Origin of the sequence: Actinobaculum suis, from assembly GCF_900618115.1 — a bacterium.
Classification (GTDB): domain Bacteria; phylum Actinomycetota; class Actinomycetes; order Actinomycetales; family Actinomycetaceae; genus Actinobaculum; species Actinobaculum suis.
The window spans coordinates 149676-162928 of the sequence record NZ_UYIO01000001.1 but is presented as its reverse complement, the minus strand read 5'-3'; the positions used below and the strand labels follow the sequence as shown (position 1 = coordinate 162928).

The window sequence follows — 13253 nt, the reverse complement described above, 5'->3', positions numbered from 1 at the left end:
CATAAAACCGAAAAACGGGGTGCCCTGACCCACTGTCAGGGCACCCCGGATGCTTAGGTTTTGCCTAAGATTACTTCATCTTGTTGCCAGCGGAGCCGAGCTGCTTGGCAGCTTCGACTACGCGTTCGGCCATTCCGGCTTCGGCGGCCTTGCCCCAAGAGCGCGGATCGTAGGTCTTCTTTACGCCTACTTCGCCGTCGACCTTGAGTACGCCGTCGTAATTCTTGTACATCCAGTCCGCGATCGGACGGGTGAAGGCGTACTGCGTATCGGTATCAATATTCATCTTGATTACGCCGGCCTTCACCGCGGTAGCGATTTCTTCAGGCGAAGAACCAGAACCGCCGTGGAACACGAGATCGAAGGGACGTTCCTTCCCGATCTTCTTACCCACTTCTTCCTGGATCTCCTCCAGGAGCTCCGGACGCAACTTCACGTGCCCCGGCTTGTAAACGCCGTGCACGTTACCGAAGGTGAGGGCCGTGATGTAACGGCCGTGTTCACCCGTACCCAGAGCTTCTATCGTCTTCAAACCATCTTCCGGAGTGGTGTATAGCTTTTCGTCAATTTTGCCGACGATGCCATCTTCTTCACCGCCCACAACGCCAACTTCGATTTCCAGAATCGTGTTGGCCTTTACGGAAAGCTCCAGGAGTTCCTTCGCGATCTCCAGGTTTTCCTTCAGCGATACCGAAGAACCGTCCCACATGTGGGAATTGAAGTAGGTTTCCTTGCCAGCCTTGTGCTGTTCGGCTTCCAGCTCGAGGAGGGGCCGCACCCAAGAATCAATATTCTGCTTGGCGCAGTGATCGGTGTGGAGAGCCACCGTTATGTCGTAGTTCTTAGCCACTGCCCGCACGTATTCCGTGAAGGCAATAGAACCGGCCACGCGGTCCTTCACCGTGGATCCGGACCAGTACTCGGCACCGCCCACCGAAACCTGGAGGATGCCATCCGATTCTGCTTCGGCCAAACCACGCAGAGCCGCCGTTGCCGTCTGCGAGGATGTCACATTAATTGCCGGGTACGCAAAACCATTTTCCTTTGCGCGATCCAGCATCTCGTCGTACTGTTCACGTGTTGCAACTGCCACTGTGATCTCCTTTGACTGGGTTGTTGTTTCACCCATCTGGCCGCACACCGTGCCCGATAGGCGTACTCTCCTATTATCGCATCATTTACCACTAAACTTGCAGGCCTTTTGCTACGCGGGGAGTTTTATCTGCGCCACTTTATTCAGGTGGGGAGGTTAGAGTGAAAAGTATGAACACGGATGTTGAAACAGCCGCAGCTGAACTTGCGGAGTTAATGCGCGGAAAAACTACCGTGGCGATTACGGGAGCCGGTATTTCCACCGATTCCGGACTTCCTGATTATCGCGGAAAGGGTTCCACGCAAGAACCAAGCGTTTATTTTGATGATTTTGCGCGCGATCCGGTGTGGCAACGCTGGGTGTGGCAGCGCAACCAAGAAACCTGGCGGGCCGTTGCCAATATTTCCCCAAATGCTGGGCATATAGCGATCGCGCGGCTAGAAAAAGCCGGGCTCATTAATGGCATCGCCACCCAAAATGTGGACGATCTGCACCAAAAAGCCGGTTCCACCAAGGTGGCCGAATTACACGGCAGCTTCTTGCGCGCAGACTGCCTGCAATGCGGGGCCAGTTATGCGCGCGAAGAAGTGGATGGCTGGCTCAAGCAGCTCAACCCGGGCTGGCCGGAAGATCCAGACCCGGCACATGCCGCTATTTTGGCCGGCGCGAACCGGGAGGCTGCGCAGGCTTCCACTTTCCAAGTAGCTCCCTGCCCGCGTTGCGGCGGGGTTATCAAGCCGGCGATCGTTTTCTTCGGCGAATCCTTACCGCAACAGGCCATGCATCAAAGCTTTGCCTGGGCGGGCGCGGCCGATCTGGCGCTCGTCGTCGGCACCTCACTCATGGTAGGCACCGGAATGATGGTGCTCGGAGAAGCGCTCCAAAACGGGGCGCAGTGCGCGATCGTCAACATGGGCCCCACGCAAGCTGATAATTATGCAGACTTGCGGATAGATGGCGATGCGGGGCCAATCCTGGCCCGCACAGCTGAAATCCTGCTGGATTGATGCTGTAGATTTCCTTGCCGCTAGCTGTGCCTTTTCTCGCTGCTAAAGGCGTTTCGCCGGTGCGGGGCCGCGATTAGACTCACGAGCATGACGTTCGAGGATCCGACCCTCAATAATGAGGACGTACCCCGCGCCGACCCCGCGTTCGGGTTAACTGAAAAACAAGCGACGGAACTTCACGCTGCCGGCCGTTACAACGCCCTCCCCGCTCGTTCCGGGCGCAGCACTTGGGAAATTATTCGCGACAATGTTTTCACGCGGATCAATTTCATGCTGGGCGTGCTTTTCGTGCTCGTAATGCTTACCGGTTCGTGGATCAATGGCGCTTTTGGCCTGCTCATTTTCTTCAACTCGATCATCGGGATTGTGCAAGAGCTACGCGCCAAACACACGCTCGACAAACTGGCCGTGGTGGGCGAGGCGCGCCCGCGGATCCGGCGCGAAGGCAGCAGCCGTGAAGTCTCCCCGGAAAGCATCGTGCTCGGGGACATTATCGAGGTACGCCCCGGTGATCAGATCGTGGTCGACGGCGAGGTCACCGAATCTTCCTACCTGGAAATTGATGAATCCTTGCTCACGGGGGAATCTGATCCCATCCATAAAGCCCCCGGCATGCCGGTAATGTCTGGCTCTTTTGTGGCTTCTGGTTCGGGCACCTACCGAGCCACACGGATCGGCGCGGACGCCTATGCCGCTAAGCTCACCAGCGAAGCTTCACGTTTCTCGCTAGTAGATTCGCAACTCCAATCCGGAATTAATTCCATCCTGAAGGCAATCACGTGGATACTTATTCCGGTAGGGATTTTGACCATTGTGGGGCAGGTGCGGGCCGGCAGCGGCGACTGGCGAGAAATTATTCTTTCCGTAACCGGCGCCCTGGTACCGATGATCCCGGAAGGGCTGGTACTTATTACTTCCACCGCTTTTGCTTTGGGAGTGATCCGGCTGGGCCGTTTGCGGGTGCTCGTCAATGAGCTACCCGCGATTGAAGGCCTGGCCCGCGTAGATACCGTGGCGGCCGATAAAACCGGCACGCTCACCGAAAATAAGCTGACCTTCGAAGGTGTGGAACTGATCCCGCCCGCACCGGCAGCGGCCGGTACCGAAAACTCGGGAACTCCAGTGCTTGCCAAACCTGGCGAAACTCCGCCCGCATCTGCTGAAACTCCGCCCGCATCTGCTGAAACTCCGCCCGCATCTGCTGAAACTCCGCCCGCATCTGTTGAAACTTCGCCCGCAGCGGCAGAAAAGCAAGTGCGAGAAATCCTCGCCCAGCTCGGTGCGGCAGATACTTCCCCGAACTCCTCCATGGAAGCGATTATCGAGGGGGTGGGCACGCCAGCAGAAACCTGGCAGGTGCTCGGCCAGCAGCCTTTCACTTCCGCTAAGAAATGGTCTGGCGTGAGCTTCGCACCGGCCGGGAATTACGTACTGGGCGCGCCCGATGTGCTTCTCGATTTGGCACCCGAAGCCGGAGCTGCCAAACAAAGGGTGGCTGATATTTCTGCTACCGGGCAGCGCGTACTGTTGCTCGGCCAAGCTACGCAACCGGTTACGGCAGCTGAATCTCCCGGCGTGGTAACACCGCTGGCTTTCATTTTGCTGGGCCAAAAGATTCGCCCCGATGCTGGCGACACCTTGAAGTTCTTCGAATCGCAGGGTGTGGAAGTAAAAGTTATTTCCGGAGATAATGCCCAGGCCGTGGGTGCTGTAACCCGTAACCTTGGGGTAGACCTCGGCGAACCGGTAGATGCCCGGCAGATTCCGGAAGCCGATTTCGATTCCGTTATCAACGAAAACCAGGTGTTTGGCCGGGTAACACCGGAACAAAAACGCGGCATGGTGAAAGCTATGCAGGGCGCCGGCCACCGCGTGGCCATGACGGGCGACGGCGTGAACGACGTACTGGCCATGAAAGATTCCGATCTGGGCATCGGCATGGGTTCGGGCACTTCCGCCACCCGTAGCGTCGCCAAAATCGTGCTTCTGAACGATAAATTCTCTTCCCTGCCCTACGTATTGGCGGAAGGCCGCCGCGTGGTGGGAAATATTGAGCGGGTGGCCCGGCTCTTCCTCACCAAAACCACCTATTCGGCACTATTGGCCATACTGGTACTCATTTGGGGTTTGCAATACCCCTTCCAACCGATTCACGTCACGATCACCGGCTGGTTCACGATCGGCATTCCCGCCTTCGTGCTCTCCCTGCCGCCTAACAACAACAAAGCCCAAGACGGCTTCGTGAAACGAGTGATGTCTTTCGGTTTCCCGGTAGGAATAATCGTCGGCATCGTAACCTTCGCCACGTACCTCATACTGGGCGGAAACCGGGGCATTGACGGCCCGCTCGCCACCCAAGTTTCCACCGCCACCCTGCTGGCGATGATTATTGCTTCTTCCTGGGTGTTGGTAGTGGTGGCCCGGCCCTACAACTGGTGGAAGACGCTCCTCATTTTGTTGCCCGCGATCGGTTACGGCATTATTTTCTCCTGGGATTTCACCCAAGAGATCTTCCTCCTCGATTCCTCGAACGCTGCCGCCATGGGGGTAGGTGCTGTAGCGGGCATTATTGGCGCGGCCTGTATCGAAGCTCTGTGGTGGGTGGTTACCTTGCGTTCTGGCCAGCGTCCGCGCATTTTCGAGTCCGACGCCGAACGGGAAAACCGCCGCCTGCAAGCCGAGCTGCGCCGCAAAGCCACCCACAGCTAAGCGCGGGGCCGGCGCCGCGGGAAGTTCCGCACGTCAATAACCGAAAAATCGGAGAGCTGGATCTCTTCGTTTTCGGTGACGGTTTCCCCATCTACTGAAACCGTGGCACTTTCTAGGGCCCGGCTGAAAACTTCCGTATTACCGGGCCGTAATTCAGCGCGCAGCTGTGCCAAAGAAAGCCGGGCCGGCAGTTCAATGATTTCATCGCGAATTCCGGCCAGCTCCGCCATAACGCCGTGGTAGTTCACCACTACTCTGACCATTTGCTTCTGCTTCCTCCTCTGCGCTGCATTCCGACGTTTTACTCTGCGCTGCATTCCGCTACCTGGGATGGATGCGCCTAGCACCCGCGCACTCTTCTTCTCCTATGCCTTGCATTCCGGCTTCTTTGCAAGAAATGCCCGGCCTGAGAATCGGGTATACGAAAAACCTCGAGGTATCTCTTCTTCAGATGATATCTCGAGGTTTAAGTGGCGGTGGCGGCGGGATTTGAACCCGCGGAGGCTATGAACCTCACATCATTTCGAGTGATGCACCTTCGGCCGCTCGGACACGCCACCGTCAATAAAGGTACCGGATTTACCCCCGGTTCACCTAATTGATGCGTTATATATCACCCAGGCAATTCTGAGCTGCCGGTATCCCCGGATTCTGAGCCGGCAATTCTGAGCTGCCGCTGGCGCCGCGCAGCCGGCCCGCAAAGAAGTCCGCTAATTGGCGGGATGCTTCCGCTTCCAGAATCCCGCCCACCACTTCGGTGCGGTGGTTGAGCCGCGGATCGCGGACGACGTCGCGCACGGAACCTGCCGCGCCGGCCTTAGCATCCCACGCCCCGAAGACAAGCCGCCGCACCCGCGCGTTCACGATCGCCCCGGCACACATCGTGCACGGTTCGAGCGTTACATACAGGTCCGCATTTTCTAGGCGCCAGGTGCGCAGCGCTTGCCCGGCCGCTTGAAGCGCGTTGATTTCCGCGTGTCCCACCGGGTTGTGAAGGGCTTCGCGCGTATTAAAGCCGCGCGCTACCACGGCGTCGTCGATAACGATAAGCGCCCCTACCGGTACGTCACCGGCGCTAGCCGCACGTTCCGCTAGCGCTAAAGCCTCCCGCATGTACTCTTCTTCACGTTCCCACACGCGATAATCATCCCACGTTACCGCCGTATTCCGCTCCGCCGTTGTAGTCTGAAGGTATGGAAACGCTTGAGATCAACCACCCGCTAGTGGCCCATAAGCTCGCAGTTTTGCGTGATAAGAACACTCCTTCCCCGATTTTCCGCCAATTGGTGGAAGAACTAGTCACTTTGCTGGCCTATGAGGCCACGCGGGAAGTGCGGATCAAGGAAGTTGAAGTAGAAACTCCGATCAAGGTAACTTCCGGCGTCAAGCTGGCTACCCCGGCACCGATTGTGGTTCCGATTTTGCGGGCCGGCTTGGGAATGCTCGAAGGGATGACGAAGCTCCTCCCCACCGCGGAAGTTGGGTTCTTGGGCCTGCGCCGCGATGAAGAAACTCTGGAAGCCGTTACCTACGCGAACCGCCTCCCAGATGACCTTTCCGGCCGCCAGTGCTTCGTGCTCGACCCGATGCTTGCCACCGGCCACACGATCGTGGAATCGGTGCGCTATCTGCTAGAACGCGGCGCGCAAGACGTTACCTGCGTGTGCCTGCTGGCCACCCCCGAAGGTCTGGCAGAAGTGGAAGAAAAGGTGGGGCACCACGCGAATTTGAAGATCGTGGTGGCCTCGATTGACGAAGGTCTGAACGAACACGGCTACATCGTGCCCGGCCTGGGCGATGCGGGCGATCGTCTGTACGGCGTCATCGACTAAAACATCGGGAAGTTGCCCCGGCACGGAGCCTCCCCATAACGGAGGCTTCCCCAGAACAGAGTGCGCGGGCCTTTCGGGGCCGCTAGATCCGGCACTAATATTTGCATGTACGCTTGGCCCGGTTGGCACAGCTGCCCGGGCCCTGCGTGTTTCCTACAGGCAATTCCATACCCACCCCCGGTACTCGCACCCGAGTAGCCACACCGGTATCTCGGAGCTTCCTACCGCGCAGTACCATCGGAGCCCAGTTGCTGGCGAACAGCCAGTACCACCGGAACCGGGCACTGCAAACAGCAAGTACTACCGGAACCCAGTACCAGCGAACAGCAAGTACCACCGAATAAACGAGGATGAGTTTTTATGGCGAAGAAGAGCAGGCGGCGTAATCGCGCAGACCGGCCGAAGCAGAAGCGGGTACAGATTCCCTTCGTGGAGCGCGCTTTTGCCGATCTGGATGCAGAACTGGATTTGGTGGCAATGCGGGAAGTATTGCCGCTGGCTACTTTGCCGGCTACCACCACCGCGGAGTATGGGGAACAAGAAGTGTTGATCTCTACCCTGCTTCCCGGGATGGCGGCCGCCTATCGCCGGCAAGACGGCAAGCTCTTGGTGGCTGTACAAACTCTGACGGCTTCCGGGGATGCTTCCTTGGATATCGCCCACCGCATTATTGCCGGGGCAGACCTCGCCGCCGGGGAGTCATTCAACGATTCGGAACTGCCCGAACCAGATAGCCCGCGCTTGCAGGATATGATCGCCAGTTTCGGAACTTTGGAACTGCATAACGAGGTAGATTTCTGGTTCACCGCGGAAGAAGCGAAGCGGCCCGAAATTGCGGAAGCCATGCACAATATTGAAGCGAATATGATTCCTTCCGCGCGGGTGGAAGGCATAGAAAACGCTTATTGGTGCCGGATGAATAACGAGTTCTTGCGGTGGATCCGCCCCGAACCGCGCGCCCAGGTTTTGGACGGCTTGGCGCGTTTGCGCGGGCGCGGCGAAGAAAAATGGGAAGAAGGCGTACGGCTGGCCGGCACCTTCCGCGCGCAAGGCCTGTGCGTGCCGGTATGGCAGCTGGTACGCGGCACGGAAGCCGACGAGCTGGCTGGCCCACTGGCCGAGTTCGCGCCCAAACTGGAAGCAGCGATTGCCAGTACCGAACCGCTCACGGCCGAAGAAAAGCGCGCACGAGCCGGAATCACTTCCCGGCAAGTCACCCTGCGGTAAAGACTTAAGCAAATCCACTGTTTTGCGCAAATAAACCTTAAAACGCGCGCACAATTGATTTACAACCCGCATAAATTCGCCATTTACCCGGCACGAATGGGGTGATGCGGCGGGTACGCGTGGCTAAAATCGCGAAATTGCCGTTTTATGGGGTAAGCATTTCCCCAAGAAATGGTTATATGGTTATGCCGTGGACGAAGGTACTCAACGCGTTGCTGTGGTTATTGCCGCCAAAGATGAAGCTGCCCGCATTGGGCGCACGGTACGGGCAGCCCATGCCCTACCGCGCGTAGACCTGGTGGTGGTTGTCGACGACGGTTCCGAAGACGACACGCAGGCCATTGCGCGTGCTTCCGGTGCCACCGTGGTGCGCCATTCGGTGAACCGGGGGAAAGCTTCCGCGATGGAAACGGGAGCCTCGGTGGTGCGGATGCGGGACCGGGAAGGCGCCCCGCCGCGCCTGCTGCTTTTTCTCGACGCCGATTTGGGTGATTCTGCCGTCGCTACCACTCCCCTGATTGAGCCGGTAGTGCGCGGCGAAGTGGATTGTACGATTGCCGCCCTGCCACCTCAGGAAGGGGCCGGCGGGCGCGGTTTCGTGGTCAACCTGGGCCGCCAAGCTATCCAGCGGGCTACCGGGTGGAAACCCGTGGCCCCACTTTCCGGGCAGCGTTGCCTCACCGCCGCAGCTTTCGACGCCGCCCGGCCGCTCGCCAAAGGCTGGGGCGTAGAGGTCGGAATGACGATCGACCTGCTCACTTCCGGCTACACCCTGCAAGAAATTCCTTGCGATTTGCAACACCGGGCCACCGGCAACGATCTGGCCGGGATTATGCATCGAGCCGCCCAATACCGGGATGTTTCCCTGGCCGTGTGGGCGCGCCGGCTCCACCAGATCTCGCTTCCCGCCACCAAAAAGATTCGTGAATCGCCAGCCTTCAAACCCGTGCGGGCCGGCGCCCCGGTTGGCTAAGCGCTACTTTCCTGGTTGCTTAGCGGCCGTTGCACTGGCCTCTGAGCCGGCCTTAGCGTTGGCCTCCGAGCTGGCCTTGGCCTCGGCATCGGCGTCGGCGTCGGCAACGCTTACGGCTACCACGTAACGTTCGACCATGAGCACCCAGAGCGGCAGCAGCAAGCAAGCCCCGAAACCGGCAATGGAGAACCCGGAATCGTTCATGAGGCTCCCCAGGAGGAGGGCGAGCACGCTAGCGGTGAGTACCGCGCGGCCGAGCGGGGTATCGCGCCAGGCCAGGGAGAAAGCGGCAAGTAGCGGATGGCGGGGCCAACGGATTTTGCCGCGCGAAATAAGCCAGGCGGCGAGCACTATGGCGGCGGCGATGACCGCGAGGAGTACGGCGCCGGCGCGCGGGTCGAGCCCGTAAAACATGGCTTGCAGTTTGCGGGCAACTACTCTTTCGAGGCCGCCGTGGCTGGCGGTGGCGGCGAAAGCACCCAGGTGCGTGGAGGCGCCGAGAAGGCGATCGAGCACGGCAATTCCGGCCGAAATTAGCCCGCCGGCTACGATCGCGCCACCGGCGGCGAGCCAGCCGAAACGTTTCCCAGCCGCGTAGCCGATGGCAAGAGCCGCAAAACCGAGCGTAATAGCTGGAGCGCCCCCGAAGTCAGCGCCCAGGAAAGGCAGGGCGTCTAGGCAGATCGTTACCGCCCACATGACGACGACGGCGCCCACCGCGCGCCGGCGCTCCCCCCGCCGCACAAACAACCGTGCCAGCCACGCGGCAATAGCCAGGCCGCCCACGGTAAGCAGAGCAAACATGGTATTTGGCAGACCGTAATAGCGGGCGCCCAGGGCCGGGTGCATCCCAAATACCGAGGAAACCATCAAGCTACTGCTGGGCTGGAAAAGCCAGCGTTGTAAGAGGTCGGCCGCGATCAAGATAAAGGTTATGGCGGCCACGCGTACCAGCGGCGCGGTAACCCACGAACTCACCCGCGCGGTAAGCCGGGTGGCAAGCTGGGCAGCCCGGGCAGACGCGGCCGCCGCAGCCTCGGCCCGTGCTTCTGCCGCCGAGCGGGAAGCAGTGGGCGAGGCGGAGGGTTTGCCGGTAGCTGGGCTGGTTTCGCCGGTGCTGGTGGACTGGCTGGCAGCCTGGCTGGTTGCCGGACCAGTTTTACCGGTTCTGGTTTCGCTAGTTCTGCTTTCGCCGGTTCTGTTTTCGCCAGTTTCGTCTATTTCGCCGCCGGCGGTAATGGTTTCGCCGCGGTATACGGCTCGCCTATCCACATTTAGGAGCACGCCTTCGGGTGCGGTAACTCGACCTTTCACGCTTCGCTGCCGGCGCCCGGAAAGCAGGCCGGCTACCGGGCCGGGCGTGCGGCGGTGCGGGTTTTTCGCTCCCCGGGGTGCGTAGTCGCTTTGCGCGCCGATCAGGTTTTTGCCATATCCAGCGGAAATGATGCGGCTGCGTAGCTTTTGCGGGGTCCACAAGGCGAAGACGGCGATTATCGCCGCGCACAGCGCAATACAAACCAGCAGGCTCAGTTGGGGGTTGTTGAAATACCACCAGGGCAATAAATTCACGAGCAAGCTGCCGGCCGGAATAGCCGCCACCCAGCAGATGATTTGTGCAAAGCCAGTGGAGCCGTCACCGGGACGGCGCAAAATAATACGTGCCAGACCGAGCACGGTTACGGCCACGGTAAGCACCACGAGGATCAGCCGGGCCGCAGGTGCAACTTTTTGGGAAACGTGGGCTTTACGGGCTTCGATGTAGACCGTAGTCCGCGCATCATATTTATCAGTGGCTTTGCCAACGCTCAACAGTGGCTCGGCCGGGGCCGCACCGGAAGTATTAGCGGTAGCTGCCTGGGTGGCTAGCGTGGGCGCAATATCGGTGAGTTGCACCAAACCGTAAGTTCGCGTGGCTTTCGAATAGGCCAAACCCGGGCCAGTAGCGGTAGCGGAATCGGCGGCAGCAGCGGTAGCAGCGGTAGCGGAATCGGCGGCAGCGTCAGTGCCGGATCCAGCACCGGAATTAGTGGCAGAACTGGTGGTACCGGCAGAGCCAGATACCGCGGCAGGGTCGGACATCGCGGCAGAGCCAGGGCCGCGCATGGCGAAATAGCCAAGCCGGGCCTCCGCGGTTTGGGATTGCCCCACCCCGGTAACGATAATCTGTGCCTGCGGGGCCGCGGTTTCCACGGCCTGCAAAACCTCGCTGAACCGGCGATCGATCTCCGCTAGATCTCGCCCTGCCAAAGCTGTTTTTTCCGCGTCCGCATTGGCATTGCCCGCCGGCGCGGTGTCTGCTTCTGCTGCGGTGCTCGCCGGCGCGGCGGGCGGGTTTACTACGCCGAGGTCGAAGACCGCGAGCGCCTTGCCTGGCAAAACGCTCGCCACTTGGGAAGCCAGGGCACTGCTTGCGGGGGTGGAATCAATATCCAGGTAGGTGCCCGAAAAGACGCCTTCGCGGGCCAGGGCCAGTGCCGCCCCGGGGCCAGCCGCTAGGGTTGCTTCCGGATCTGCAACTTGGGCCACGGCTCCCAAGCGGGCCAGAGGTACGGCGTCGTTACCAATATGGGCACTGGTAAGTTCTGCCCACCTGGGAATGGTGCCGTTAGCTTCCGGGGCGGAAAGTGCCGTGCAGGGGCCGTCAATTTTGGCGCGGGCGCCGGCACCCAAAGTGAGCCAGCCTTCGGCCGGGCAAGGCGTGCGGGAGGCGCCGCGTACCACCACGTTTGCGGCCCGCGCGGTGGTTTGGAAATCGAGCAGGTGCGGCGCGTTTTCCTCCGTGAGCTGTTCCCATTCCAAACCGCTCGCCCCAATAATCACCACCGGCGCGGCTCCCGTTTGTGCCGTCGGTACCGTTTGTGCCGTTGGCGCCGTTTGTGCCGTTGGTACCGTTTGTGCCGTTGGCGCTGTTTGCGTGCCAGTCAGCGCAGCAGGCGCGGCCGGGGCTTGCTTAGCGGTGGTGCTGGCTCCAAGAGTCGCGGGCGGGCCGGCCGGCGCGGTGGTTTGCGCCGCGGCTGGCACCGCCAACGGTAGAGCTATTGCGGCCAGTGGCAGTGCCACCAAGACGCTTATGAGCAGGGCTATGACCGCAGGTATCCGTCCCCATCGCTTTCGCATAGGGACCAGCCTACTGCCTATAGCCAACAAAACTGGGCACAGTCTTACGCAGCGCGCCGGCTATGCGGCACAGCTCGCCGCGCGTGCGAAAACAATAGCTGTAACGGAAACAGAACGGTAACGCGGCGCATCTTGTGCGCGGCAATCTTGTTCTCTTATTCGGCTCTATTCCGCTCTATTCCGCTCTATTCCGCTCTATTCCGCTCTTTTCGGCGATTTTATTCGGCGGCTTTATTCGGCTCTATTCAGCGGTTTTATTTGGCGATACGCGATCTAGGATCTCCCCCACCCAGGCGCGGGCGGTAAGAAAATCGGCGTCGGAAGTGCCCGGCCGCAAGCGGAACTGGCGGCCATGTGCCGCCGGGTAAGAACCGAGGAAGGTTACCTTCGGGCACACCCGATGCAAACCGACCATTACGGCCTGCATGCGTTCTTCATGCACGTGGGCTTCGGCGTCGATCGAGAAAGCGTACCGGCCCAGAGAATCTCCGATGGGCCGCGATTCGATGCGGGAAAGGTTCACGCCGCGCGCCGAAAACTGTTCGAGCATCCGCAACAAAGCCCCGGCCTCATTGGTGGGCAATTGCACCATCAAAGTGGTTTTATCCGCCCCGGTAGGCGCCGGAATTTCCCCGGGCTGGCCCACCAGAATAAAACGCGTGACGGCATTCTTATTGTCCGCAATATCGTTCGAGAGGGATTCCAGCCCGTATTCGGCTACCGTCGGCACCGCACAAATCGCCGCGTCAAAATCTGCGGCATGGCCAGTTGCGGCGCCCAGATCGCGGGCAGCGGCGGCGGTAGACGTCGTCGGCACGTGTACGGCTTCCGGCAAATGCTCCGCCATCCAGTTCCGGGTTTGCGCCCAGGCGTGCCCGTGCGTTCCCACCCGGCGAATATCCGCAAGTTGCGTGCCCGGCCGCACCGCCAGCGCGAAAGCGATCGGCACCACCATTTCCGCAATAATTTCCAGGGGTTTGCCGTGAGTGAGGGTGTCGATGGTAGCGTTCACGCCTCCTTCCACCGAGTTCTCGATGGGGACGACGCCGTAGTCGGCTTTCCCTTCCCGGATCATGCGTAGCGCTCCGGGCACATCTGCGGCCGGGAGCAAGGTCGCGGTTTCATCCGTGGCTACCTGGTTGAGCGCCGCATGGCAGAAAGTGCCGCGCGGCCCCAGAAACGAAAAACGCAATTTCCTTGAGTCTTGCGCGGGTGCTGATGCGTTCATCGTTCCTACTCCTCCTTAGACCACGAAACTGAAAGTGCGCGCGGGCGCGCACTGATTACAAGCGTTT

At 60.1% G+C, this 13253-nt stretch carries 10 protein-coding genes and 1 tRNA gene; 5 read left to right on the top strand and 6 right to left on the bottom strand.

What is annotated here, in order from left to right; all coding sequences use genetic code 11:
* Nucleotides 1–70: 70 nt before the first annotated feature.
* A complete protein-coding gene (fbaA, locus tag H8274_RS00690) occupies nt 71–1093 on the bottom strand; it encodes a class II fructose-bisphosphate aldolase (RefSeq protein WP_049619767.1) in 1023 nt (340 codons plus the stop codon).
* A 170-nt stretch (nt 1094–1263) separates the two neighbouring features.
* On the opposite strand from fbaA, the gene H8274_RS00685 reads away from it, so the two are divergent.
* Complete coding sequence (locus H8274_RS00685) at nt 1264–2100, top strand: Sir2 family NAD-dependent protein deacetylase (RefSeq protein ID WP_065414739.1); 837 nt, start codon at nt 1264–1266, stop codon at nt 2098–2100.
* Nucleotides 2101–2187: 87 nt separating this feature from the next.
* Entirely contained in the window at nt 2188–4809 is a 2622-nt protein-coding gene (locus H8274_RS00680) for an HAD-IC family P-type ATPase (RefSeq protein ID WP_185933560.1), read from the top strand.
* On the opposite strand, the gene H8274_RS00675 is transcribed toward H8274_RS00680, so the two are convergent.
* From H8274_RS00675 to tadA, 3 genes are all read right to left on the bottom strand, one after another.
* Entirely contained in the window at nt 4806–5072 is a 267-nt protein-coding gene (locus tag H8274_RS00675) for a ubiquitin family protein (protein WP_049619722.1), read from the bottom strand. The genes H8274_RS00680 and H8274_RS00675 overlap by 4 nt on opposite strands.
* Nucleotides 5073–5280: 208 nt before the next feature.
* A tRNA-Ser gene (locus H8274_RS00670) sits at nt 5281–5369 on the bottom strand.
* Between the two features lie 46 nt (nt 5370–5415).
* Entirely contained in the window at nt 5416–5946 is a 531-nt protein-coding gene (tadA, locus tag H8274_RS00665; protein WP_185933559.1) for a tRNA adenosine(34) deaminase TadA, read from the bottom strand.
* A 56-nt stretch (nt 5947–6002) separates the two neighbouring features.
* On the opposite strand from tadA, the gene upp reads away from it, so the two are divergent.
* The 3 genes from upp to H8274_RS00650 all read left to right on the top strand — a co-directional run bounded on the left by upp (nt 6003) and on the right by H8274_RS00650 (nt 8841).
* Nucleotides 6003–6641 carry a uracil phosphoribosyltransferase gene (upp, locus tag H8274_RS00660; protein WP_049619720.1) on the top strand — a complete coding sequence of 213 codons (639 nt, stop codon included), beginning with the start codon at nt 6003–6005 and terminating at the stop codon, nt 6639–6641.
* Nucleotides 6642–7001: 360 nt separating this feature from the next.
* Complete coding sequence (locus tag H8274_RS00655; protein WP_065414736.1) at nt 7002–7868, top strand: DUF5926 family protein; 867 nt, start codon at nt 7002–7004, stop codon at nt 7866–7868.
* Nucleotides 7869–8058: 190 nt separating this feature from the next.
* Nucleotides 8059–8841 carry a glycosyltransferase gene (locus H8274_RS00650; RefSeq protein ID WP_049619718.1) on the top strand — a complete coding sequence of 261 codons (783 nt, stop codon included), beginning with the start codon at nt 8059–8061 and terminating at the stop codon, nt 8839–8841.
* A 3-nt stretch (nt 8842–8844) separates the two neighbouring features.
* On the opposite strand, the gene H8274_RS00645 is transcribed toward H8274_RS00650, so the two are convergent.
* Complete coding sequence (locus H8274_RS00645; RefSeq protein WP_185933558.1) at nt 8845–11958, bottom strand: hypothetical protein; 3114 nt, start codon at nt 11956–11958, stop codon at nt 8845–8847.
* 241 nt (nt 11959–12199) lie between these two features.
* Nucleotides 12200–13186, bottom strand: coding sequence for a prephenate dehydratase (pheA, locus tag H8274_RS00640; protein ID WP_049619716.1), 987 nt, complete (start codon nt 13184–13186; stop codon nt 12200–12202).
* Nucleotides 13187–13253: the final 67 nt, after the last annotated feature.

Bases quoted from the DNA above. Each gene is read 5' to 3' on its own strand.
- H8274_RS00685 (WP_065414739.1), top strand. From the start codon at position 1,264: ATGAACACGGATGTTGAAACAGCCGCAGCTGAACTTGCGGAGTTAATG.
- H8274_RS00680 (WP_185933560.1), top strand. From the start codon at position 2,188: ATGACGTTCGAGGATCCGACCCTCAATAATGAGGACGTACCCCGCGCC.
- H8274_RS00675 (WP_049619722.1), bottom strand. From the start codon at position 5,072: ATGGTCAGAGTAGTGGTGAACTACCACGGCGTTATGGCGGAGCTGGCC.
- upp (WP_049619720.1), top strand. From the start codon at position 6,003: ATGGAAACGCTTGAGATCAACCACCCGCTAGTGGCCCATAAGCTCGCA.
- H8274_RS00655 (WP_065414736.1), top strand. From the start codon at position 7,002: ATGGCGAAGAAGAGCAGGCGGCGTAATCGCGCAGACCGGCCGAAGCAG.
- H8274_RS00645 (WP_185933558.1), bottom strand. From the start codon at position 11,958: ATGCGAAAGCGATGGGGACGGATACCTGCGGTCATAGCCCTGCTCATA.
- pheA (WP_049619716.1), bottom strand. From the start codon at position 13,186: ATGAACGCATCAGCACCCGCGCAAGACTCAAGGAAATTGCGTTTTTCG.